A 25,076-nucleotide genomic window follows, 5' to 3' on the forward strand; every position below is an offset into this window, starting at 1 on the left:
TTTGAAAGGCCTTTGAAAACCCTTTGAGAACCCCTTAAAAACTCTTTGAAAAAAATAAATTGGTACAAAACCTAGTGTCAAAATATACAAAACCTGCTGGCAAGCTACAGCTGGCAAGCTACACAAGCTACAGCTACACTGCTGGCAAACTACACACACAATAAAAAAGTAATGGTAGCGGAGGAGGGATTTGAACCCCCGACACAAGGATTATGATTCCTCTGCTCTAACCTACTGAGCTACTCCGCCAAAATAAGCAATCATAATTGTCAATAATTACATCTTTTGCGGATATAAGGGGTAGAATAGTAAGATGTCAAGCATCGTTTTTAAGCTTTTCTCTTGTCATTCTATTTTATCCTCGATATGTAAAAGTGTAATTTTCATATGATAAAGTAAGGTAAGGCATGAAAATGGTGCCACGTGTAGCGGTTTTAGGATGCGGTCATTGGGGTGAAAATCATATACGGACACTCCACTCTCTCGGGGCTTTAGCAGCAGTTTCTGATATTGATATTGATCGTGCTGCTAGTTTTGCAACACTGTATGGTGTAGAGGTTGTTACACCAGATGATCTTTTTACTCATCGAGATATTGATGCGCTGGTATTAGCGTTGCCGCCACAATTGCATACGCAAAATGTGCTCCGTGCTGTTAAAAATGGTAAAGATGTTTTGGTGGAAAAACCAATAGCCTTGAATGTTTCTGATGCTAAACGCCAAGTTCAGGAGGCTGAGGCCTATGAGCGAGTTTTTATGGTGGGCCATATTTTGCGTTTTCATCCAGCTTTTGAAAAAATGTGTGAATTGGTGAAAAACGGAGATGTGGGAGATGTGCGATATATTTATTCTCATAGATTAGGCTTTGGAAAATTTCACACACACAGTGATGCTTTATGGGATCTTGCCCCTCATGATCTTTCAATGATTTTGGCGTTGACAGGATGTGAACCTTCCGAAATTCGCGGTGAGGGGGCTGCTGTCGTTGATCAGATTTCTGATTTTTCTCATATTCATATGATTTTTCCAAATGGTGTGCGTAGTCATCTTTTTACTTCACGCTTGAGTTCTTATCGTGAGAGGCGTTTAATTGTTGTTGGAACAAAGGCTATACTCGTTTTTGATGATATGGAACCGTGGAGTCGTAAATTGGCAATGCACCATTTTGCCGTTTGGAAAGAAAATCAAGAGTGGGCTTTTAGCATGGATGAGCTGAATTACATTGATGTTTGTGAAGATTTGCCGCTTACTTGCGAATTACGGCATTTCCTTCATTGTATTGAAACGCGTCAATCACCTCGTACAAATGGTGATGATGCTATTGCGGTTTTACGGATTTTAACAGCTGCTGATGTCAATTATGATAGATAAAAGAGATAGGTAGCGCTTTTGCATTCTTGTGATGATCAATGGAGTTAATATGCAATTCATCGACCTTGGGGCGCAGCGTGCGCGTATTGAAGATAAAATTAATTCTGCAATTGCGCATGTAGTCGCTAGTGGTAAGTATATTTTGGGGCCAAAAGTAACAGAATTTGAAGAGAAATTGGCAGAATATCTTGGCGTTAAACATGTGATTGCATGTGCTAATGGAACAGATGCTTTGAAGATGCCTCTTATGGCTAAAAATATTGGTCTAGGGGATGCTGTTTTTTGTCCTAGTTTTACATTTTCAGCAACGGCTGAAGTGGTTGCTTTGGTGGGGGCTAAACCTGTTTTTGTTGATGTTTTACCTGATACATTCAATATTGATGTTGAAAAACTTTCTCACGCTATCGAAATGGTAAAAAAAGAGGGACGTCTAAAGCCAAAAGCTATTATTGCCGTTGATTTATTTGGACTTTCTGCTGACTATGTGCAAATTGCTCAAGTGGCTGCAAAGGAAAATCTTTTTGTAATTGAAGATGCTGCTCAATCTATGGGGGGGAGAAGCGGTAATACTATGTGTGGTGCTTTTGGTGATGTGGCTGCTACAAGTTTTTATCCTGCAAAACCATTAGGATGTTATGGTGATGGAGGCGCTATGATGACCAATGATGATCATTTTGCAGAACTTTTACGCTCTATTTTGTTTCATGGTAAAGGTGAAACGCAATATGACAATGTACGTATTGGTATGAATTCGCGCCTAGATAGCATTCAGGCTGCAATTTTACTAGAAAAGTTTGCGATTTTTGAAGATGAAATGGAAAAGCGTGTGGAAATTGCTCAACGCTATTCCAATGGCTTAAGAGATATTGTTACAGTTCCAGAAATAGGAGAAAATATTCGTTCTGCTTATGCACAATATACGATTAAGGTAAAAGAACGGGATAAATTAAAAGATTTTTTACAAAAAAATTCTATCCCTACAATGATTTATTATAAAACTCCTTTACATCAACAGCCAGCTTATAAACACTTCCCTTATGTAAAAGATTCCCTTTCTGTTTCAGAGTCTTTAGGAGAGTGTGTTTTAAGTTTACCAATGCATCCTTACTTGACACAAACGGATCAGGATATGATTATTAAAAAAATAAGAGATTTTTATCACTCTTGAGAGCGTGTTTTTATCCTTAAAATTATGGTCAAAGCTCTATTGGTGATCCATCTTAGAAGGTATTTTTTGTTAGAGTGTGTGGCCAATATTTTGGTATTATTTCCTTTCTAGGACCTATGAAATGTTGTCCTTTAGAGCGGTGATATGATTAGAAAGTGAAGCTTCTAGACAAGAAGATATTTTTTAACAGAACGGTATGGGCTAAGAAACTTTGTCCTTTAGCTTAGCAAAAAAGTCACGTTTAGTAAAAAGGATTTGGGTTATGAAAGTTACAATGAACCTTTGTTGATTTTACTCTTCATTTAAGGTGTTTTAAAAGATAACTTATTTAACAGGGCTTTTGGAGAGAAAAGTTATTTTTTGGCGAATACGTGATGCTAGGTCATTTTTGCTTTTGGATTTTTGAATCAATGTGTTGATGGGTGATGTATTCCCCTCTTGTAGCGCTATTTGAGCTGCCAATGTTGCTGCAAGTTCTTTTGTTTCTTCTCGGAGTTCTTCTAGCAATTGGTGGTTGGCGGTCGTGTCCAGCTCATGAGTTTGGATTTTTTGTAAGCGTTGCTGATAGTGTGCGACTTTTTCACGCATCATTTGTCTTTCCTTTGGAAGTGTGTAGTGTGGCGATATTTTGTTTGATTGCTATCGCTTCTTTGGTGAGAGTATCTTTTGTGGGGAGGCATAGCCGATAAAATTGTTCTGTTACTTGGCTCAGTTGTATTTTTTGTTGGACATATTTTTTTTGCAAAAATTCGTACTTTTGTTGGTTGTTTGCTAATTCTACAGCATGTTGTGCACGAAGAAAATCGTGATTTGCTTCTATTTCCGCGAGTGATAATGGCATTTTCGCACAAACATCTTTATACGCAAAATGAACGGCTTTACGCCAAATAAAAGGAGATAAAAGCACCAGTAACCAGGAAGTAAAAGCAACTCCAAGTATAAAAAAAAGAAATGATTGAATAAGCATAATACCCCTTTTCAAATAAGAAACCGTTTAAAACGGATTCCATGTCGGTCTATGTGTTAATTTTAAATATCCTATATTGATACCAAGGCGTGCGCCGACTCCTGTACGTATTGGGATTAACAAGGTATTGTGGTATTTTAGGACATGAAAACCAACACCTGCAATTAAATAGGCCGAACCTGAAATACCACCATAGCGTCTCCATAAATTATTTATGCCATTAAGATTGTAAACTAAGATCATTAAACGGGAGCCTTGGCCGCCAAAATCCCATCCTACTGAGGGACCTTGCCAAAAAACTTTATGTTGACCATAGCTTTTGGTAAAAACCATTCCTTCGCCATAGGTTAATCCAGCAAAAAAGGCACCAGAAGCTTCTTCTCCTAAAATATAGGCATTGGGATAACCGTATTTTGAAAAAATATTTTGAATTGCAACAGCCAGACCACTGGCTGTTTTTCCAAAAAAAATATGACCAGAATCAATAATTTCTTGGAGTGAATAATGAGGTTCGTTTTGCTCTATTGGTTTTAGTCGAGCTTGTGTAGTGTTTATGGTGATGAATAAAAGGAAGATTAAAGATATAATATTTTTGTACCAGTATTTGAGCAGAGAGAGAGCCATGGAGTTTTCTCCTTTTATTAGTGATAAACAAAAAGATAATATTAGAATTTTCATTCTATTCAAATAAAAAATAAGATATAAGGTTATTTAAATTCTTGAATTTATTTCTGAATTTTTTAGCATGATTGTTAATGTTTCCTATTATGCATCAGATGTTAAGAGTTTTTCTTTAAAATAAAGTTTGTTTTTTTGAATCTAGGAGTTTTCAATCATTATGACGTTAGATATTTCTTTGAAGCCTATGGATCTTGCTGCTTTGCTTTGTAGTCGTATTTGCCATGATTTGATTTCACCTGTGGGGGCTATTCAAAATGCAATGGAGCTTTATGATGAAGGAGGAGCTGAAGAAGATGCTTTACAATTGGTGCGTTTATCCGTTGCGAGTGCTGCTGCACGTCTACAATTTGCGCGATTGGCTTTTGGTTTTGCTGGTGCAAGTGGAGGACAAATAGATACACGGACTGCAGAGCAGGTTGCTCAACAATATATGAAAGAAGAAAAAGCAACTTTAAAATGGCAAGCTTCTTCTTTATTGTTAGAAAAAGATGAAGTTAAACTTTTGCTTAATTTATTATTGATTGCAAACGCAACAGTTTCTCGTGGTGGTGAAATTGTTGTTATGATTTTGCAAGAAGAAAATAAACGTTCTTTTCGATTTGAGGTTTTCGGTAGAACTCTCCGTATACCCCCTCATTTTCTTGCGTTATTTCGTGGAGAAGTTCAAGAAGAGCTTATTGATGCACATGTCATCCAATTTTATTACACAATGTTACTTGCTCAGATGACAGAGATGAAAATAAATATTGATGAAAGTGATGGTTGTATTGTTTTAGAAAGTGTAAAAAAGCTTTGAATAAGAGAGAAGCGCTTAAGCTGTGTTGGGAAAAGTGGCTTCGATTGAACTTATGAGCGATAAGGTTATATGTGTAAATTGGGTGTGGTTACTTCTTAAGCTTTAAGCGCTTTCTATATGAGATTTTTAGTGTGCGAGTTCTCTACTTTTAACAGAGAAAAGATCTCGGGAAAAAATCTCGGCCCGCTACACTCCGAGATTTTACAATGTGCATGTTCACTGCTTAAGCGGTTTTTCGTACGTTCTCTTCAACTGGATCACGTAATACATAACCACGTCCCCAAACTGTATCAATGTAATTTACACTGGAAGAGACTGCTTCCAATTTTTTCCGCAATTTACAAATAAAAACATCGATAATCTTTAGTTCTGGTTCATCCATTCCACCATAGAGATGATTGAGAAACATTTCCTTGGTAAGGGTGGTACCTTTGCGTAAAGAGAGAAGCTCTAACATTTGGTATTCTTTACCGGTTAAGTGAACAGGGCGCCCTGCAACTTCGACAGTTTTTGTGTCAAGGTTAACGGTGAGATCTCCGGTAACAATAACCGATTGTGCATGTCCTTTTGAACGACGAACAACTGCATGGATACGTGCAATGAGCTCATCCTTATGAAAAGGCTTCGTCATATAGTCGTCTGCTCCAAAGCCAAAACCACGAACCTTATCTTCAATGGCATTCATACCAGAGAGGATTAGGACAGGAGTTTTTATTTTTGCCAACCTTAGAGTCCGCAAGACATCATACCCTGACATGTCAGGCAAATTCAGATCAAGCAAAATGATATCATAATCATAGAGTTTTCCTAAATCGATACCTTCTTCACCCAGATCAGTGATATAAACATTAAAGTTAGCCGACTTTAACATCAACTCAATGCTTTGAGTAACTGCTCTATCATCTTCAATTAATAATACGCGCATTTTAGATCCCTCACTTTGCTCCTTCACGAATCATAAGGAGCATTTCTATTTTATATCAGTTAGCAAAACCACTGTTATAAAAACAATTCATTAAATCAAACACTTATAACAAAGCGTTTATGAACATTTCAGTAGTACGCGTAACAATCACTACTAAATTCCCCACTATCCATGATAGTGGTTAACAAAATATTTTTATTTTTGAAAGAGGCTACAAAATTATTTTAGAAAAATCCTATATTTTTTAACATAATAAAAAAGGAGGGCTTTTTCTATAAACTTTAACTTAAAAAAATTTGTAAAAGAGCTTTATAAATTACTTTTTTACAATTTCAGTGTTTATTTACTGAGCTTTAAACCTCTTCAGTTTATAATGGGGGAAAAGTTAAAGAAATAGTTATTGCTCTTTAAAGCAGATTGTATTTTCAGATGCTTTAATGCAAGGCAAAAATTATTATAATTTCAAGTTAATAGACTGTTTTTGTCGGATAGATATATAACTAAAAGATATTTATTGGGTGTGAATGCGAGTTTTGAGTTGGCGCAATCAAGGAGTAGTGAGTATGAAGCCACGAGAAAATATGGTGCGATTGAGGATGTTTCAAGTGCGTGGAAAGCGCCGTGAAATTGCACAGCTTGAGATGATGATCGCAGAATTTGAACGAATGGTGTTAGAGTTGGAAGCACAGATTACTCATGAAGAACGTAAATCTGGAAACAATGATGTTCACCATTTTGCTTATTCTGCTTTTGCGCGTGCAGCGCGGCAAAGACGTGATAATCTGATCAATTCAATTCGTGATTTAGAACTTCAAAAAACAAATGCTGAAATTGCTCTCCATGAAGCTAATACAGAGCTGCAACGTGCACAGCTTTTGGAAGCACGAGAAAAGAAGATTGCTGCGGATGATAAGGATATTTTGATTCAATCTAATTCAATGGTTGGCTAATTTAATGGCTGGATGATAAAAGCAATTATTGAAAAATCCATTCTTTCAGGTTTATCTTTTGGATATAGTATAAAACAGCCAAACTTGATAAAAGTTTGGCTGTTTTATAGATTGCTTTATGTTATTAATCAATGGCAACTTAATGCCTGTAGTGTTGAATCTTGGTCGTTCGTAATCCCGCTAAACCGTGTTCATCGATTAAACTTTGCCATGAAAGAAATTCTTCTACGGTCAAAGTATAACGGTGGCACGCTTCGTCAAGACTTAACAATCCACCTCTGACAGCCGCAACAACTTCAGCTTTGCGACGAATCACCCAGCGCCGTGTTGTTTGCGGCGGTAGGTCGGCAATTGTAAGCGGACTTCCATCTGGCCCAATAACATATTTCATTTGTGTTTTTATCAAGTTGCTCATTCGTATCCTCTACCTTTAGTCAAGGACTTGATTCGTTTATAGAGCATGAAATTTAAAAAAGAGCTAAAAGCGCTGAAAGAAAAAATTAATAAAGTGATTGGGTATGTAAAAAGAAGCTCAAGTTGAAGTGTGTAGAAGAGATTCTTGCAATATTTTACCGGATTTTTCAAAAGAGAAAAAAGGTTTTCTCCTAAACGATTACCATTATGCCTTATTTCCATCATTCTTTTTTTGTTTGCAGCAGCTTTTAAGAAAGTAATGCCTATGGTTGTGGAAAGGATAAAAAAATAATATAAAGACAATCAATCGCGTAAAAGTGCTAAAGAGCGTGCATCAGAATGTCAACATATGGCTAGCCATTAAACAGAGCATTAAATAGAGAATGAATACATGTTTTTAAACAGTCTTGATTTACCAGGACAACCTGAGGATTCTCGCATTGTTGTTGCAATGTCGGGGGGGGTTGATTCATCGGTTGTTGCAGGTCTTTTGAAAAAGGAAGGGTATAATGTTATTGGCATTACGTTGCAGCTTTATGATCATGGGGAAGCAACGCATCGGGTGGGGGCGTGTTGCGCAGGACAAGATATTGAGGATGCACGCCGCGTTGCAGAAACACTAGGAATACCGCATTATGTTCTTGATTATGAAAAGCGCTTTCGCGAAGCTGTTATTGATCCTTTTGCAGAAAGTTATGCTCATGGAGAGACCCCAGTACCATGTATTGCATGTAATCAAACGGTTAAGTTTGCTGATTTATTAACAACGGCACGCGAATTGGGAGCAGATGCTTTGGCTACGGGACATTATATTCGTTCGCGTTCCCACGGAGCGCATCGAGCACTCTTTCGTCCTCTCGATAATGATCGTGATCAGAGTTATTTTCTCTTTGCAACGACACAAGAACAGATTGATTATTTGCGTTTTCCACTTGGTGACCTTCCAAAAGCCCGCGTTCGTGAAATGGCAGCAGAAATGGGCTTTGTGGTTGCCAATAAGCATGATAGTCAGGATATTTGTTTTGTTCCACAAGGAAAATATTCAGATGTTATCGCAAAACTGCGTCCAGAAGCAGCTAATCCTGGCGTTATTGTCCATATTGATGGAAAGATTTTAGGTAAACATTCGGGAATTGTTAATTATACGGTTGGTCAACGTCGTGGTATTGGGGTGTCAACGGGTGAAGCGCTTTATGTGGTTTATCTCGATGTGGAAAATGCACGTGTTATTGTTGGACCGCGTGAAATGTTAGAAACGCATAAGCTTTTTTTACGTGATGTGAATTGGCTTGGTGATGAGTCGTTAGATAATTTCCCTTCTCAAGGTATTGAGGTGGCTGTAAAGGTGCGTTCAACGCGTCCTCCTCACCTTGCGCGCTTACATTATAAAGAAGGTATTTTTTCCGTTGATTTATTGGAATGTGAAAATGGTGTGGCACCAGGGCAAGCTTGCGTTCTTTATGATGGAAATGGTCATGAGGCGCGTATTCTTGGGGGAGGATTTGTAACACATTCAGAACGTGCAGCCGATACTGAAATGATGTTGAAGCGCGTTTTATGTAATCTCGAAACAAAAGATTCTGTTTCCTCAGAACTAAAAACAACAGCTTTATAAAGCATAGTAAATTGATTTATAATGATATCTTTTAACCTTAAACTTGAATGAGAGACTTCCGGAAGATTTTCTCATTGAAAGTTTGTTTTATAATTGAATCCATCAACATTATATTTTCTGCACGTCATAAGTGGGGTTAGGGTGTGAAAAGTGATGAAAAAAATGTAAAAATGTTTTTTATCAATGCTTTCAAAGGCTAGGGAACGGTAATATTATTGGAGACTGGTAGATAACATACAACATTGGGTATGTTCTATAACTTGAAGTGTTATCATCTTTAGTGGTCAAAGTTGGTAAAATGAGCAAGTGCAATACCTGAGGCTGTGGCAACATTAAGGCTGTCAAAACCGTCAGTCATGGGAATACGTAAGGTGTTTGATTGTTGTAGTATGTGGAGTGGTAAGCCATCGCCTTCTGTTCCAAAAATAAGTGCTATTCTTTTGCTTTTGTTGGCTTGTTTGATAGTGTGTGAGGCAGAAGGGGAGAGTGCATAAAGATGAAAGTTTTCATCGTTTAGAGCAGCTATAATGTCATCTATATCAGCGTTTTGCGTATAGGGTACTTTTAAAGCAGCGCCGGCAGACACTCTTATTGATTTGCGATAAAGTGGGTCGCATGAGGTTTTGTCGACAATAATGCCATTACTGGCAAAGGCTGCTGCATTACGAAAAATTGATCCCATATTATCGTGATTCGAGATACCACATAAAATAAGAATCAAAGCTTTTTCTGGAAGATGTTGTAAAAAACTTTGTAAAGATGGCAGTATTTTGCGTTTACCAATACCCAGAACACCACGATGAACATGGAAGCCGGTGATATTATCCATAACTTTTTGTGGAACGCAATAAATGGGACATAGGGGCTGTGTTTTTTCTAAAAGCGGTAGAAGTCCAGAGAGACGGTTTGCTACGATGAGCAGTGAGATGGCAGAAAACTCTTTTGAGTGTAGTAATGCGGACAATGTTACTTTGCCTTCAGCAATAAATTGATGTTGCCGTCCAACAAGATCTTTTTCACGGATATTATGATAGGCTTTTAGGCGTGGATCATCTGTTTCATTGATTGTTATGATATTCAAATGCATGCGAGATTTTTAGTGCTTTTTTCTTATGATTTCCAGATGTTAGAATTTGTTTTATTTAAAAAGAAGAGATAAAAAAATATCTTTTAAAACTTATGGTAGAATTTATGTTGACAATACACAACCATAGGTATAATGTAAAAATACTGATACGGAATCATATATTTTTCTTGTATCGGGTGCAGTGTCTTGGGTCCCCGCTATTTCCCAAGTTCTGTATGCCCTTAATTTCTAAGGGAAAAGAATCTGGGTCCCCAATGCCCAGATTCTTTTTTTTGAGGGTAATCATTGTTCTTCTTTTTATATCTAAATTTTTTAGTAAATCATATTTTAAAATCCTATTGACCTGTAAGATTACTGTAGAGTGCTAAGATATTTTTTCTAAGGTGCAAAGATGGCTTATAGATGGGTTATAATGCACATCATAAGACTGAAAAATAATGCATGATCATGATAGATTTGAGCAAAAACAAGTTTTTCGTTTATGAGAAGTGAGATGGCTTTAAGTTATTCAGAAAACGATTAATAATGAAGGTTATGTGTTTGATTGCTCTTGGGAAAACTCTTCTTTCTATTATTTTCTCTCTTCTTTATTTATTGGTGCTGTTCGTGTAACTGAGCAGTTTTTACGATAATAATGGTGAGCTGAGGCGTTTATTGTATGATGAAGCTTCTGTAATATTGAGGAAAGATCGTCGTTATGCCAAAAGTATAATGATATGGTTGAAAATATTAATTCCCTATTTCGTGAAGAAAAGGATGAGATTCATGGATGTAAAAATCAATATACAAAGCTTAACTTTATACTCTATTTTTATTGCGTGTATTGTTTTTGCTTTGAAATATTGGGCATATCACATCACAGGTTCGGTTGCACTTTATTCTGATGCATTGGAATCAATCGTTAATATTCTTGCGTCATTAGCAGCATGGTGGGCTGTTAAAGTGAGTATGAAGCCAGCAGATCATGATCATCCCTTTGGGCATCATAAAGCGGAATATTTTTCCGCAATTCTTGAAGGGGTACTCATTATTATTGCGGCAATTGTTATTTTAAGAGAAGCATGGATAGCTCTTTCTACCGTTAAATTGTTGCAGAAGCCTGGAATATGGCTTGTTATTCATCTTATTGCAACTGTCATAAACTGTATGTGGGGAATGGTTCTTATTGGGCAGGGAAAACTCCATCGCTCACCGGCTCTTAAAGCTGATGGAGTACATTTTATAACTGATGTTTTTACGTCGCTTGCAATTTTAATTGGTTTGATTGCTGGTTTTGTCGGAGGATGGGGAGCTTTAGATCCAATTTTAGCGATAATCGTTGCCGTTAATATTCTCTTACAGGGCTGGAAGGTGATTAGAAGTGCTGTTCAGGGATTAATGGATGTTGGCGTTGAATTGAATGAAAGCATGCGGATTCGGGAGCTGATTTCTGCAAATGCATCGGGTGCGCTTGAGGTCCATGATTTGCGGACGCGTGTTGCTGGGAGGGTTACTTTTATAGAGTTTCATTTGGTTGTGCCTGCTATAATGCAGGTAGGAGAAGCACATAAAATTTGTGATAAAATCGAAGCTGTTCTTCAAAAAGAATTTGATAATGTGCGTATTTCTATTCATGTCGAGCCTGAAGATGAGGCAAAATTGCCTCCTGGTACAACGGTGATCCCTTTTATATAAAAAGATTTTTTCGAATTGTCTGTTATGTTATAAGGGCTGTTTTTTATGATGGAGCGATTCATACCTCTCGAAAATACGATGATGCTCTTTTGTTGATTTTATTTTTGCATCAATCAAGTATACAAGGTTAAACAGAGTATTTAAGGCAAGATTTATTCTATTTCGTTAAAACACTGTCATTTAAGGTGTGGTGAGATAAGGCATATAAAATTTGATCTATTAAGTGTTTTTAGAGTATGAAGTAAATATTCAAAATAGGACTTACCGCTGTATTCTTTTGTAAGTGAATCTCATGAAATGGTTAGCAGCTTAAATCCACTTAAGAGAACGGATTGTTTACAGACTTTCAGGAGTAGATGTTTCGTCTCTTAGGGCGAAGAGGAGTGAAGCCTTCGTAATAAGTTTTAATGAGATTTAATTATAAATTTTATATAAAAGTTATGAATAGGGTTTTAAAGTTTGTGATCATAGATTAATCATCATTGTTGTTGCTAATAAATGTATTGTTTTATCGATACAATGGATTCTGTTTAGAGTGTTCTTTATTGCATGAAAGATGGGGACTCATTAAAGAATGAAAAAACCAAAAATAATGCTCATATCTCTACTCTTTAAAGGATATTATTGTCGTTGCTGTAGAAAATCGTAAAGCTGAGCGAAAGAATGATGCTAAAGATAGAAACTGGTTTTTAATTGATGCCTTCATATTTTCATTCCAATCTGGCATCAAAATTTTACAAGGACTCGTACAGTACTGGTGCATCCTAATCATAAATATGCTGCTACATTAGGGCTATTTTAATTTATAGACAACAACAAAAAGCAAAGACTTTATAAGGAAAACAAAGCTATAAAGTCAAAAATTTATATGCAATAAATTAGAGAGGTAGATCGAATTTTTATAAAATACTTTATAAACAATAACCAAACATATCTGGCTTTACTTTTACTTATTTTTACAAACATTCGTTTGTGTCTTTTGCGTTATATTTGTAAAGATCAGATTAGCTGTAATCTATAGATAACTCTTGGTTGAGAATATGAAAGGAAAGCGTGATACTATAGTAGACTTTTTTCTGTCTTTATCGTTCAACCAGTATAAAGTGATTATAAATCCGTGATTTCTCCAAAAATGATTTTGTCATACCTATAAACAAAGTTAGATCAAAACGACTTTTTTCTCTTAAAACTGTAAACAAAAATATTGTATCCGTATAGCTTGAACGAAGTTAGATGTTTACCTGAATAACGACAGTATATATTTTAAGAATAGAGAAGATATTTCATATCGCATGTTATTCAAGAGCTCTTAAAACAATGATTCCTGGTGTTTTTTCAACATAATTCATAAAAGGAGAATCAACGACTTTTTCGTTTTCTTTTCGTGAAGAAGCATTTCTTAACATTGGCCCTTTATCTGTCATGATAAAGAAGCCCACATGTGTTACATCCAATCCAGCAAGTTTCGTATAAATACCAATGAAATCACCAGACTGTAAATGACCTATAACCTCCTCATTAATAAAGTTACTTGGAATATACGTTATTGTGCGTTTCACAACTGGCAACCCAGGTAGATAGCTTCCACCATCAGCTTTTTTGTTGAGATATTTTTCTATTTTTACCGCATGGGGACTTATTTCAGCGGTAATATCAGTGGCGAGTTTATATTCTCTATAAGCCCAATCTGTAAAAAAATGTTTCCGATTTAAAAAATGAACATTACCGTTAATATAACGTGTTTTTATGACGTTATTTATGAATTCTGTTTGGGATGTTGATTTGCGCAATGCTTCAACATAATCCAGATAAGTGAAGCAATCTAAGCCTCTAAAGTCAATAATCAGTTTTTCTGGTGTATTTTCTGAGCCATGTAACATATTTGCTTGGTAAGGTGTCCCTAAAAAAGCTTCAGAAAGAAAGTCAATTAGTGCCCCTTTTTCCTGATAATTTGTTTCTGAACGTTTTTTGAGAAGAGTATTTAATTTATTTAGAGTATAGGGATCTAGGTTTACGTTGGTTGTTTGTTGTGTTTTTATTTTATTTTCTAAAATACTCTCTTGTGAATCAGAATCCTGAACATCACATCCTGTTACCAACATTAATATGAGAATTAATAGGGATATTTTTCGCATTTTATACACCATTTTTGAATTAAAAATTCATGACGAACTATTTCTAAAAGTGCTATTTTTTTAAATGCTTATCATGATCATCGTTAGATTTAATGGTAGCATACAATCATTAAGAGTATCAATGAATATAAAGATAAAATAAGGTTCCACAAATTGCAAGCGATATGAATATTTTCTAAGATTATAGAATTAAAGAACTTTCTCTATAATATACTTATTTTTTAATCAAAATTATTGTCAAATAAATACTTTTAAAAATATGATGAGCTTTTTACGTTGTTAAGCTATTCTGGTGATGCTGCTTTAACCTTATAGCATATTCTGAGGGTAAGAAAATTTTTTAAGAGCTTATCTTTTAAAAGGTTTCAATTACTATAGTATATCTAACGTATCTGATGGAATTGAGATTCCTGAAAACGGTGGGATGAGAGGGGGAAACGATGTCTGATAAAATTCATCATAATGTCTCTAAAACTATTGGAAATACTTTGTGTTTCATGAAATTTTGTTCATGAGTTTGTCGCACAAATATTTTGTTCGTATAATGCAAAAAATTTTTATTCTTTGACAATGAGATAGCAATTAAATATATACCAATTAAAACGTAATTTTATAGTTTTATCTTGACTCTTACTTAAATTTTTACTTTGTTATTATTTTGTATGTGAAAAGTATACGGTATAGAATACTTTTAAAAGGAAACGGGAGTTAAAAGAGAGCGGGGGAGTCATTGTATGCGTAAAATAGTGTGTATGTTATGCCAGACCAAATGCTCAATCCGAAATTTGTTCAGCGTGGGCTCGTTTTAGTGTTCATCACTTTATTGTTAGATATTCTTTGTATTGCGATCATTTGTCCTGTTTTGCCTGAATATTTTTCTCAATTAACTGGAAAAGAGGTCAGTACATCTTTTGTAGAAAGAGGAAAATTACTTGCAGCTTATTCAGTGATGCAGTTTTTGTTTGCTCCTGTTATTGGCAATCTCTCTGATCGTTATGGTCGTCGTCCTATTTTGCTTCTCTCTATTATTTGCTTTGCTCTTGATAATCTCATATGTGCTATAGCATGGAGCTATTCTATGTTATTTATCGGGCGTCTTTTGTCAGGGATAAGTGGCGCTAGTTTTGCAACTTGTACAGCTTATCTTGCGGATATATCTGATGATAAAACCCGTACACGCAATTTTGGTTTGTTAGGCATTGCATCCGCATTGGGGTTTATTTTAGGATCGTTTATTGGTGGTTTTTTAGGTCAGTTTGGTCCGCGTATTCCGTTTTATTTTGCTGTTGGTTTTTCACTCATTAATTTTATTTTTTCTTGGGTTATGCTTCCAGAAACCCTTTCTTTATGGAATAGGCGCTTTTTTGATATTAAGCGGGCAAATCCCTTAGGTGCTTTTTGGCACCTGAAACAATATCCGATGGTTCTTTGGGTGTTATTGGTCTTTTTTCTTTATTGGTTTGCGGAATCTGTATGGTTAAGCATTTGGGCTTTCATTGCAAAAGAACGCTATGATTGGAGTTCTTTTTCTATTGGACTCTCCTATAGTGTTTTTGGGATAGGCCAATTTATTGTAGTCGCTCTCATTTTGCCTTATTTTTCTAAACGATGGAGTGATTGGCATATTGTTATAGTGGGGCTTTTGTTTGCCTCTGTTGCTATGCTGGGCTATACATTCGCGACGCAGGGGTGGATGGTTTATATGGTTTGTATGTGTACAATGCTTGAATATCTTGTTCATGCACCTATACGTGCTATTGCTTCAGCGCAGGTACCGACAAATGTACAAGGAGAACTGCAAGGAGCGATGACATCTGTTATTTCGTTGAGTTTAACATTTGGTTCTGTTTTTTATGTGTTTCTTTTTGAATGTTTTACAGATAAAAATGCACTGTTTTATTTTTCTGGTGCTCCTTTTGTTGGAGGCTTTTTTCTTCTTGTCGTTGCGACAGTTATTTTTGCCTTGCGGGTACGTTAATTTGTTGAGAGGGGCTGGTACGTACTATTTTGCTAAAGAATGCACAAGATAAACAAAATGTATCATTTTATAGGCAGAAAGTTTTTGTGATATTTGTTTCACAAAGTGTTGTATAAAATATCGATATATCCTTCTCATTTAGTAAAAATAATTTTTTTATTTTGTGATATTGTTTGTAGAGGGGGAGTCCGTATTTTTTCTATTGCTTGCAAATTAATATCCAGTGCTAATGCAGCAGCATATTGAAAACAAAGATTAAAATGTATCTGCGTTAGATGTATCAGTATTGAATGAACAATTCCAAATTTTATATGGCAAATTGGAAGTAAAATATTGCTTATATTTGTTGGCATCATTTCTGGAATCGAAAGACAACCTCATTTTGGAAGAATATAACGTTGTAAAATTGAAAAGATGTTTTCTGTTTTGCGATTACTTTTTTATTCGACTTTACAGTTTTCAAAACCATCTACGGCAATATCTTTTAAAAAGTAGAGATTTGTTGCACTGTCTCACACTTTAATTTTTTTATTCTTTAGGAGGGATTATGTTTCTCATGCACAATAGAATGCTTAAAATTGTATTGTGAATCAAATGCTTATTTGAATATTAGGCACTTTACTCTTTTTAAAAATGGTTTTTATCGACCCACTTATCTTGCTTGGGGGGAGAAACCAATGATTTTGATGGATACGACCTTAAGAGGAGAGGAATGAGAAAAATTTAAGCTATTCAGAGCGCTCTTTTTAGTTTTAGAATGATCAATAAGAATATTTATTCAATAAGTTGTAGGTATAAAAATAATATAATTGTGCGTAGGAAGATGATATAATTTAAAGGAGAGAAGTTAAAAGGTGAGGCTTTTTATTTTAAGATATTTTTTTATAATTCATAATGAGATCACTAAAATGCTGAAAGAGGTAGTGGCTATCTTGTGGTCCAGGAGAAGCTTCGGGGTGATATTGAACAGAAAAAACAGGTTTTCCAATGATTCGAATACCACAGTTTGAACCATCAAAGAGAGAAATATGTGTTTCTTGAACATGTTGTGGTAAAGAGGAAGAATCTACGGCAAAACCGTGATTCATCGATACAATCTCAACTTTTCCAGTGTTAAGGTCTTTAACTGGGTGGTTGGCACCATGATGTCCTTGGTGCATTTTCATGGTCTTTGCACCAACCGTAAGAGCGAGAAGTTGATGACCAAGACATATTCCAAAAATTGGTAAATTATGATCAATTAATGTTTTGATTGTTGGAATGGCATATTGAGCCGTAGCTGCGGGGTCTCCTGGTCCATTAGAAAGAAAAACGCCATCAGGGTTCATTGCCAGAATTTCTTTTGCAGTTGTGTGGGCAGGCACAACAGTAATGCGTGCTTTTTGTGTTGCCATAAGGCGAAGAATATTACGTTTAATACCGTAGTCAATTGCAATGATATGAAGATTGTGCACATTGTTTGTACCGTATCCTTTATTCCAACTCCATGGTTTTTCATTCCATTGCATTGATGATTGAGATGTCACGTCTTTCGTAAGGTCAAGATTGACGAGACCTTGCCATTTTTGCGCACGTTTCTTTAAAGAAGGAATATCAAAGTTTCCATTAGCATCGTGTGCAATGACAGCATTTTGTGCACCTTTTTCACGAATAAGAATTGTGAGTGCACGTGTATCAATACCACAAAGTGCAATAATTTTACGCGTTTTAAGCCATTGATGAAGATTTTCATTGGATCGATAATTTGAGGGATGTGTAATGTCTGCTTTGAAAATAGCGCCAACAGCACCATGACAATTGAGAGGAGAGAGATCTTCAATATCTTCGCTATTTGCCCCTACATTTCCTATATGAGGAAAAGTAAAATTAACGATTTGTTGTGTGTATGACGGGTCTGTGAGGATTTCTTCATAGCCTGTGATGGCGGTGTTAAAACACACTTCAGCTTCAGCTATACCTGTAGCACCTGCTCCTTTGCCTTCAATAACGGTTCCATCTGCTAAGACTAAGAGGGCTGTCGGTTTTTTGATACTCCAAGGGTGGCTGGGTGAAGTCGCTTGTATCATAGTATGTATCCACAATTTATTCTAAAGGTATGATGGCTTATTCTCTGAAAGGTATAATGATCAACTTTACACAAAAATCATACCTTTAGCAGATGCTGTGTATATTATTCTGGTAACGTTTCGCTTGAAATAGGCAGTATAAGTACATTCCATGAAGAGGTAAAGTCTTGTTTTAGCTTTTCGAAGATCGAGTCCTTAATTATTTTTTTATTCTCCATTGCAAGATGGATAAAGATTGGTTAAAAGGCATCTTCTTCTTGAACAAAAATTGGATAAATTTATGTTGCGTAACCAGATTGATGGGGCTCTTAGGGCTGCTTTGAAAGCGCAAGATAGTGCGCGTCTTGCTACACTTCGTTTAATGAATGCTGCAGTTAGGGATCGTGATATTCTTTATTATGATGAAGGGAAGCTAGAAGTGGATGATCAGCAGATACAGTCTGTTTTCACTAAAATGCTTCAACAGCGTGAAGAATTGATGCGAGCCTATAAAGAGTCTGGTTGCTTGGAATTGGCAGAGAGAGGACAAGCAGAAATAGAAGTTATTCGTGAATTTCTTCCCTATCAACTTAAGGAGATGGAAGTAGAACAGGTTCTTTGTGAAGCTTTGGCACAAACAAAGGCAGAAAAATTACGCGATATCGGTAAGGTGATGGCATGGCTTAAGGAACGGTATGCGGGGCAAATGAATTTTTCTAAAGTGTGCAATAGTCTTCGTCAAAAATTGCAATAGATCTTGTTAATTCAAGGGGATTGGAAAATATTTTTTATTGTGCGTCGCCTTTGTAAGTCAGTAGGATGTTGATAAATATCATTTATTTTTTATATACATACTATTATCAAAAAAATATTTTTTTGATATCAACGAAATTTTTTTGGCTCTTATAGAGCAATAAACATTCTTTTAAGTATTATATTTTTCTGTTCTTCAAAGCTGTTAGACCATTAAAAAACAAAAAGATTATAGAGTTTTTACTTTTTTAAAAAGATCTATTGTCAGCACTGTTAAAAATTTTAAAACAGAATGATTAAGCTAATTGATACAGATTTCCAATTTTGGGGAGTGTATTATTGTCTTTTTTGCTGTTTCAAAGCATTTGTTTGATAAAGAGTTACCGTATTTTAGAGTAGTGATTATTCAGCAAGAAATTTAAATATAGATGGTTTTATCAATATGGTGTGTATCTTTTTAATTCAAGTGCTGGTTTTAATGATAAGAAAATCAGAATTTTAGAACGTTTTTTCTAGGGAAGAGATTTTTTAAGCTGAGTTGATGAAATAAAAGGATATTTTGAAAAGAAATCTTTGTTTTTAATGTGTTCTTGAGATAATTTTGAAATTCTTTTCTCTGATTAAATCCCTTATAAGCTATATGAAATCTATAAGTTATGCAGAATAAAATGAGTAACCTCTATTTGTGGGGATACAGTGGTGAATCTGTTAAAAATAGTTCAGTTAGCAACAATGGCTTACCCGTTAACCGCAAACGGGAACGGCGTGCCCATAGCGCACCTTGTTGACCAATATGAATGTAATCGCGGGTTAATTTGTCATTGTTAAATAAATAATGTCCTAGAGGTACAGTTCCCAAATGCATCAAGGCTTGATTGTGTAGGAGGGTTTCTTGTGGAATTACAGTGCGTCCAAGGAGCCAAGGTTTATTATCTCCCATTAATATGACTTCGCGTAGCCAATAACGCGCATTTTCGGGGAGATGCTCTGCTTCTTCTGTTAATTTATCTCGCGTAATAAAACATTCGCGTTGTGGTTGAACTTGGAGGCAGGTACAATATTTCTTTAATCGAAGCGTCATTGAGCCCGATTCCATGAGCCAATCGCGAACATTTTCTGGTATTGGAGGATTTTGATCAGAGAACCACTTTAGAGGTGGTAAGATGGAATCTTCAAGATCAGACATCGTTTTACTCCACAGCTAAAGTCTTATTCCATATGTTATGTTGGGTTAAATAGATAGCTCTATTGTAATACAAGGAGTATAAAAGCAGCAAGATTTTAACAGGAAGATATCAAAGGGAAAATCGAAAGCAAAGGTCTTTAAAAGAAGATATGCAGGAAGTATATATTATAGGATTATTTTCATTTAAAAAAGCAAAATAAAGTATTATGTTTTGTTCAAGGCGCTTTCACAATGCATTACGGAAATTTCTTTATCGCATGAGAGCAATGGGAAAAATGTTTCGTGCTTTAAAATTCGTTTGTAACGCATATAAAGAAGAGCTAAAAATTCATCTATGCAAGATGATATAAAGAGGAAATTTTAAGAGGAACAAAACTTTATTTTATACTTTAGAAAGAGAAGAGATATTCAAATCTTTTGAATTGAGATGTAAAGGAGATCGTATTCTTTATAATCAAGAAGTTTATAGTAATGCATATATTTTTGCAAAATATATTATATTATTAAAATTTTGAAATATTACATCACATAATGTGTATTAATTTTATAATAAATTTGCATTAATATTATTAATTTTTACTTATATATTTTTATTATTAAAAATAAATTTAAAAAAACACATTATAATTTAATTTTCATATTTATTTTAGATACTATTTTATTTCATAGATTAGAAAAAATATTTATCATTTTATTCTTGCCGTCTCTCTTTATTTCTTAAGAATGTAAAAAAGCGCTTCGAGTTTTTCGGTAAAAAGGGTATTGTTGATAGAGTGTATAGGTGTTAAGCATTATACGGTAGAATTTTTAATCATCGTTAGTGATTTTTGTAACCTTATGAATTGTTATTACAGTGAGATATGCTGGATTTGCGCACGTGGTACAAAAATCAGTTCGTATTTTGTTAAAATAACGCAACATATCTCTCCTCTGATATGCGTAAGTTTATATAGGTATGAAATGGTGCGTTATAAAGTTCTTTACTGCATTTGGTTTTATAATATGGTGATGGTGTATGCCTAAAATCACAGCTTAAGCATCTCACCATCATATCAAAATTGGTAACAACAAGTTACAGGGGAATATTTTAAACTCTGCTCGTTGTTTCCTAGTTTTGTATTGAATCCCAAAAGGTGTAAAAAATAAATACTCTATGATCGAATTTTTTGTCCTATCCATATAAGAATACAGGCTCCTATAAAACCTGAAATAAGATAGCCAAGCCAACCAGCAAAACTTACACCTAAAAGACTAAAAAGAAAGCTTGCTAGCGCAGCGCCAATAATCCCTAAGATAATATTTAACAATATTCCTGTTTGGCTTTTCATAATATACTGTGCTGCCCAACCTGCAATCCCGCCGATAATAATAGCAGCAATCCAACCGATGTTTGCATTTTCCATGATACCCTCCTTTGCCTGAATTTAAATTGTAACTAGAGTAAACTTTGTAAAAATCAAGGTTTATTCCTTTTTTAACCAGTGGAAAGGATATTTCTTTTAGATATTTTACTTATTACTTTCCTTTATATAAAAATAACATTCACATTTATATCATAATAATACTTAATAAGTATAAATATACAACATATTTTAATTTATAAATAAATTAATTAATTGATAAATATGAATAAAAGAAGAAAATATTAGTAGAAATGTTCTAAGAACTCATAAAGTGTATTTATAAGCTTTTTAAATCTCTCTCTTAAATTAAAAAAACAATTGTGATTAAAGCAATAAGTAAAATGGATATTTAAAAGTTTGGAGCTTGCCAATTGATATCAATGATGTTTGAAATGAAAACTGTTTCGTTGATACGTTATAGCATGGCTGTATAGGTTGAACCTCTACCAATCTTGATATAAATGTTGCATTTTTGTGGGGTTTTGTATTTCTTATAGAGTATTTCTGTTTCGCTGCTACTGTGAAGCGGTTCCCTTTTTACAAGGCGGGTTTAGGTTGGAACTATCATACTCTTGACCTACTCTTTATGTGTTTAACAGTCTTGGCTTTGAGATGGTTAGGCATTTTTACATCTTTCTTCAAGAGTTCTATTCTACATGCTGCTTTGTTTGTAATGTGCAAGCAGATGACTTTGAGCAATTCATCATGTATAGATTTTAAATGAAAGAAACTTACGATGCAGAAAGCTCATTTAAATTGTCGAATAATAAGATATTTTGATTAAATCAATATCTTGACCATATTCAAAATTGAATAATCGATGTGATGTGTGTTTTATTCAAGTTATTTGAAAGGTTTAAGTTTTTTCTGTTTGTTCTTCAGCAGGGTTGCGTAGACGAGAACTTTGAAGAAGTCCCTGTTCTTCTAAAATGGGGTAGATCATTGAGGTCAAAAGAGAGTTGATTTGTTTGAGGTCGCGCACAGTGTCGAGATGAAGACTGGATGATTCTACATTTTTGAGATCCCCTTCACGCAGACGTTTAAAATGTTTTAAACTCATCTCTTTTTCTAAGTTTCGTAGTTGATCTTTTTTTTGTACCAATAGGTGTGCAGTGTGTGTATCACGTGAGACGAGAACGTTAAATGCTATATGCGCGTTGGCTAGTACAATGGCGTGGAAACGAAGGAGGTCACTCCAGCCCTCGCTGCTGAACTGTAAACCTTTTTGTTGTTTCTTTTTAACCAGCATCAACATATTATGAATAATGATATCGCCTGCTTGGTCTAATTTTATACAGGCACCTAGAAGTTCTTGCGTTTGAAGAGCTTCTTCGTCAGATAATTTTTGTCCCGCTAATCGTGCAAGATAAAGTTTGATGGCGATATGTTTTTTGTCCAATATGGTGTTGAGTTGGTTGAGTTCACGAATAATATTGGGATCAGGCTTTTCATAAAGTCCCATAATTTTTTCTAGCATGATGTCTACAAGATCACAAATATGAATGACTTCACGCATGACATTCGAGAGGGCGAGAGTTGGGCGATCAAGAACACTGTCATCAAGAGCTGTTTGATCGGATAAATTGAGCGTTTTGTCGGCTTGCATTTTTTTTGCACTTATATTCACGATCTGAGTGGTTAATTTTAAAACCCATTTTGAAAGCGGTATTCCAGCAAGGAGAATGAAAACATTAAAAATGATATGGGCGTTGATTACTTGAGTAGGGGCGTTATTGCCAAGCCATGTGATGGGAGGGTGAAAGGAGAGAAATAAGATAAGTATAAGGATTGACCCTGCCCCACGCATGAGTAAATTTCCTAAGGGAACGAGGCGGGTATTAGGAGAGGCGTTGCGCGTTAAAAGTGGTGCTATAAGAGAAGAGCCAAAGTTGACACCAAGAACCATGACAACACAGAGTTGCGTATGGATAAGATCGTAGTTGGCAAAATTGACCAGCAAAATGATTCCTGCAATGGATGAATGTAAGAGGTAGGTTAAGCCAGCAGCCAACAAAAAAGTGGAAATAGGATCGGTTGAAAGATAACGAATGATGCTAGGCAAAATTTCGCTTTCACGTAAAGGTTCTGTCGCGGTACTTATCATCTCTAAAGATAAAATCAAAAGACCAATACCGATGACAATACGTCCTATTTGACGCCATTCACGTTTTTCTGTTGTCATGAAGATACAAGTGCCAATTAAAAGACACAAGGGTACAACAAGAGTGAGGTCATAGGTGAGAATTTTTACAACGATTGCTGATCCTAATTCTCCTCCACGTACAGCCATAAGTCCTGCTACTCCAGAGACAAAACCAGATTCAACGAAAGAGCCAACGAGGAGTGTTATTGCTGTAGAGCTTTGTAAAATCATTGCTGTAAAAAGCCCAAAACTTACGGCAAACAATGGTTTTGAAACGACGTGGCACATTTTATATTTAAGTCTGTCACCATAGGCGCGTTCAACTCCTGTGCGCACCATGCGTGTGGCCCAGAGAAGTAAAGAAATAGCGCCGGCAAGATGAAGGAGTACCAATGAACCATTCATGATACTTTATTCTTTCTTTGTTGTTGTGAATGTGGTTGCCTCAAATTAATAAATTGAAGTTTATTGTTTTTATTTCACTTTTGCTTTTAATACTTGATTAAAATCATAACCGCTTGGATTTTGAAAAACCTTTAGACCGAAACAGGGCAGAATGGAATAAAGGTGATCAAAGATATCGCCTTGAATTTGTTCATAGTCGATCCAAACGGTGGTGTTTGTAAAGCAATAGATTTCTAAGGGTAAACCATTTTCTGTAGGAGGTAATTGCCGTGCCATGAGGGTCATATTAGGGTTGATGTTTAGATGCTGTTGTAGATAAGCAAAAACATAAGCACGAAAAGTTCCAATGTTGGTTAAACGGCGCGTATTGGCTAAGACATCATGATTTTTATCTAATTGAGCGTTCCATTGTTCGATTTCTTCTACTTTTTGCGTGAAATAACTTTCTAATAAATTAAATCGGGAAAGATATTTTTGTTCTTCTTTTGTGAGAAAATGGATACTTGATTGATCAATAAAAAGGGAGCGTTTGATGCGTCTGCCACCCGATTCTTGCATTCCACGCCAATTTTTAAAAGGGTCGGTCACAAGTTTACGGATAGGAACTGAGGTGATGGTGTTGTCGAAATTTTGAACTTTAACAGTATGCAAGGCAATTTCAATAACATCACCATCGGCACCGAGATTGGGGATTTCAATCCAATCCCCAACACGAACCATATCAGTGGATGAAATTTGAATACCGGCAACGAGAGAAAGAAGCGTATCTTGAAAAATTAACATGAGAACCGCGGCCATTGCACCAAGACCGGAGAAGAGAATAAGAGGGGAACGGTCAATCAATGTAGCGACCATTAAAATTGTTGCAACAGCAAAAAGTGCAATTTTAGCAATTTGAATATAACCTTTTATTGGTTTTAGTCGTGCTGTTGGTCGTTGTTCGTAAAGGATGTTAATGACATTGAGACAGGAAGAAATTGTCAGGACGACAAAGAAGATAATGAAGGCGTTGGCAACATTACTGATGACAGTGCTAAATGCATCGGGCAATGTTGAGATAAAATTAACACCAATTGAAAGAATAAAAGCTGAAATGATATCCGCTATGTATTGAATAGCATTATTAATATCGATCGTTGTATTTTTGGGGAGAAAAGAAGAGAGTTTTTTTGCTCCGTGAATAAGTAATTTTCGTCCTAGAAAGTTCACTAAAAGGGCAGCTATAGTAAGAATAACAAGCCAAGAAATAGCCTCTAACCACGGATATTGAGCAATAAATTCGATCACTTTTTATTCTCCATTTCTAAAAATATATGCAGTTGAGGGTTTAAAATTTTACAACTGCTTAAGAGGAAGTATTGGAATTATGCTCTAAAGTCGT

20 protein-coding genes and 1 tRNA gene are annotated in these 25,076 nt (G+C 35.4%); 8 read left to right on the plus strand and 13 right to left on the minus strand.

Annotated elements, in window-relative coordinates; all coding sequences use genetic code 11:
- Window positions 1–172: 172 nt before the first annotated feature.
- A tRNA-Met gene (locus tag ACFIMP_RS05510) sits at window positions 173–249 on the minus strand.
- Window positions 250–413: 164 nt separating this feature from the next.
- Here ACFIMP_RS05510 and ACFIMP_RS05515 point away from each other — a divergent pair.
- Both ACFIMP_RS05515 and ACFIMP_RS05520 read left to right on the plus strand, forming a co-directional pair.
- Window positions 414–1,370 carry a Gfo/Idh/MocA family protein gene (locus ACFIMP_RS05515; RefSeq protein ID WP_375686131.1) on the plus strand — a complete coding sequence of 319 codons (957 nt, stop codon included), beginning with the start codon at window positions 414–416 and terminating at the stop codon, window positions 1,368–1,370.
- A 49-nt stretch (window positions 1,371–1,419) separates the two neighbouring features.
- Entirely contained in the window at window positions 1,420–2,538 is a 1,119-nt protein-coding gene (locus ACFIMP_RS05520; RefSeq protein WP_375686116.1) for a DegT/DnrJ/EryC1/StrS family aminotransferase, read from the plus strand.
- Between the two features lie 324 nt (window positions 2,539–2,862).
- Here the strand turns inward: ACFIMP_RS05520 and ACFIMP_RS05525 are convergent, their stop codons facing one another.
- The 3 genes from ACFIMP_RS05525 to ACFIMP_RS05535 are packed head-to-tail and all read right to left on the minus strand — an operon-like array spanning window position 2,863 to window position 4,129.
- On the minus strand, window positions 2,863–3,129 hold the full coding sequence (locus ACFIMP_RS05525; RefSeq protein WP_375611955.1) for a hypothetical protein: 267 nt from the start codon (window positions 3,127–3,129) through the stop codon (window positions 2,863–2,865).
- The gene (locus tag ACFIMP_RS05530; RefSeq protein ID WP_375611956.1) at window positions 3,119–3,505 is read right to left on the minus strand and encodes a hypothetical protein; all 387 of its coding nucleotides are present in this window, start codon (window positions 3,503–3,505) and stop codon (window positions 3,119–3,121) included. Before ACFIMP_RS05530 ends, ACFIMP_RS05525 begins: the two co-directional genes overlap by 11 nt.
- Before the next feature lie 27 nt (window positions 3,506–3,532).
- Entirely contained in the window at window positions 3,533–4,129 is a 597-nt protein-coding gene (locus tag ACFIMP_RS05535; protein WP_375613340.1) for a DUF1134 domain-containing protein, read from the minus strand.
- Window positions 4,130–4,343: 214 nt separating this feature from the next.
- Here ACFIMP_RS05535 and chpT point away from each other — a divergent pair, with 214 nt between their 5' ends.
- Window positions 4,344–4,982 carry a histidine phosphotransferase ChpT gene (chpT, locus tag ACFIMP_RS05540; protein ID WP_375632317.1) on the plus strand — a complete coding sequence of 213 codons (639 nt, stop codon included), beginning with the start codon at window positions 4,344–4,346 and terminating at the stop codon, window positions 4,980–4,982.
- Between the two features lie 223 nt (window positions 4,983–5,205).
- Here chpT and ctrA read toward each other — a convergent pair whose 3' ends face one another.
- Complete coding sequence (gene ctrA, locus ACFIMP_RS05545) at window positions 5,206–5,907, minus strand: response regulator transcription factor CtrA (protein ID WP_273790819.1); 702 nt, start codon at window positions 5,905–5,907, stop codon at window positions 5,206–5,208.
- Window positions 5,908–6,470: 563 nt separating this feature from the next.
- Here ctrA and ACFIMP_RS05550 point away from each other — a divergent pair.
- The gene (locus ACFIMP_RS05550) at window positions 6,471–6,857 is read left to right on the plus strand and encodes a flagellar export protein FliJ (RefSeq protein ID WP_375606932.1); all 387 of its coding nucleotides are present in this window, start codon (window positions 6,471–6,473) and stop codon (window positions 6,855–6,857) included.
- Window positions 6,858–6,996: 139 nt separating this feature from the next.
- Here the strand turns inward: ACFIMP_RS05550 and sciP are convergent, their stop codons facing one another.
- Window positions 6,997–7,272: a CtrA inhibitor SciP gene (sciP, locus tag ACFIMP_RS05555; protein ID WP_273790817.1), complete on the minus strand. Its 276-nt coding sequence runs from the start codon at window positions 7,270–7,272 to the stop codon at window positions 6,997–6,999.
- A gap of 390 nt (window positions 7,273–7,662) precedes the next feature.
- Here sciP and mnmA point away from each other — a divergent pair, with 390 nt between their 5' ends.
- Window positions 7,663–8,886: a tRNA 2-thiouridine(34) synthase MnmA gene (mnmA, locus tag ACFIMP_RS05560; protein WP_375628779.1), complete on the plus strand. Its 1,224-nt coding sequence runs from the start codon at window positions 7,663–7,665 to the stop codon at window positions 8,884–8,886.
- Window positions 8,887–9,163: 277 nt separating this feature from the next.
- Here the strand turns inward: mnmA and ACFIMP_RS05565 are convergent, their stop codons facing one another.
- Window positions 9,164–9,973 (minus strand): TrmH family RNA methyltransferase, encoded by an 810-nt coding sequence (locus ACFIMP_RS05565; RefSeq protein ID WP_375686117.1) that lies wholly within the window; start codon window positions 9,971–9,973, stop codon window positions 9,164–9,166.
- 765 nt (window positions 9,974–10,738) lie between these two features.
- On the opposite strand from ACFIMP_RS05565, the gene ACFIMP_RS05570 reads away from it, so the two are divergent.
- Window positions 10,739–11,647 (plus strand): cation diffusion facilitator family transporter, encoded by a 909-nt coding sequence (locus tag ACFIMP_RS05570; RefSeq protein WP_375613344.1) that lies wholly within the window; start codon window positions 10,739–10,741, stop codon window positions 11,645–11,647.
- A 1,295-nt stretch (window positions 11,648–12,942) separates the two neighbouring features.
- Here the strand turns inward: ACFIMP_RS05570 and ACFIMP_RS05575 are convergent.
- A complete protein-coding gene (locus tag ACFIMP_RS05575) occupies window positions 12,943–13,782 on the minus strand; it encodes a DUF1460 domain-containing protein (RefSeq protein ID WP_375671880.1) in 840 nt (279 codons plus the stop codon).
- Between the two features lie 757 nt (window positions 13,783–14,539).
- Between ACFIMP_RS05575 and ACFIMP_RS05580 the strand changes: the two genes are divergently transcribed.
- Window positions 14,540–15,760: an MFS transporter gene (locus ACFIMP_RS05580; protein ID WP_375686118.1), complete on the plus strand. Its 1,221-nt coding sequence runs from the start codon at window positions 14,540–14,542 to the stop codon at window positions 15,758–15,760.
- 869 nt (window positions 15,761–16,629) lie between these two features.
- On the opposite strand, the gene carA is transcribed toward ACFIMP_RS05580, so the two are convergent.
- Entirely contained in the window at window positions 16,630–17,826 is a 1,197-nt protein-coding gene (carA, locus tag ACFIMP_RS05585; RefSeq protein WP_375636814.1) for a glutamine-hydrolyzing carbamoyl-phosphate synthase small subunit, read from the minus strand.
- A 280-nt stretch (window positions 17,827–18,106) separates the two neighbouring features.
- On the opposite strand from carA, the gene ACFIMP_RS05590 reads away from it, so the two are divergent.
- Window positions 18,107–18,559 (plus strand): GatB/YqeY domain-containing protein, encoded by a 453-nt coding sequence (locus ACFIMP_RS05590; protein WP_375646197.1) that lies wholly within the window; start codon window positions 18,107–18,109, stop codon window positions 18,557–18,559.
- 678 nt (window positions 18,560–19,237) lie between these two features.
- On the opposite strand, the gene ubiC is transcribed toward ACFIMP_RS05590, so the two are convergent.
- The 4 genes from ubiC to ACFIMP_RS05610 all read right to left on the minus strand — a co-directional run bounded on the left by ubiC (window position 19,238) and on the right by ACFIMP_RS05610 (window position 24,982).
- Window positions 19,238–19,744 (minus strand): chorismate lyase, encoded by a 507-nt coding sequence (gene ubiC, locus ACFIMP_RS05595; protein WP_375611966.1) that lies wholly within the window; start codon window positions 19,742–19,744, stop codon window positions 19,238–19,240.
- Window positions 19,745–20,895: 1,151 nt separating this feature from the next.
- Window positions 20,896–21,147, minus strand: a complete 252-nt coding sequence (locus ACFIMP_RS05600; protein WP_375611967.1) for a GlsB/YeaQ/YmgE family stress response membrane protein — start codon at window positions 21,145–21,147, stop codon at window positions 20,896–20,898.
- Between the two features lie 856 nt (window positions 21,148–22,003).
- Entirely contained in the window at window positions 22,004–23,695 is a 1,692-nt protein-coding gene (locus ACFIMP_RS05605) for a Na/Pi cotransporter family protein (RefSeq protein ID WP_375613347.1), read from the minus strand.
- A gap of 69 nt (window positions 23,696–23,764) precedes the next feature.
- Window positions 23,765–24,982 (minus strand): mechanosensitive ion channel family protein, encoded by a 1,218-nt coding sequence (locus ACFIMP_RS05610; RefSeq protein ID WP_375638344.1) that lies wholly within the window; start codon window positions 24,980–24,982, stop codon window positions 23,765–23,767.
- Window positions 24,983–25,076: the final 94 nt, after the last annotated feature.

It is taken from the genome of Bartonella sp. AP65SXKL, assembly GCF_042195725.1.
Lineage (GTDB): Bacteria > Pseudomonadota > Alphaproteobacteria > Rhizobiales > Rhizobiaceae > Bartonella.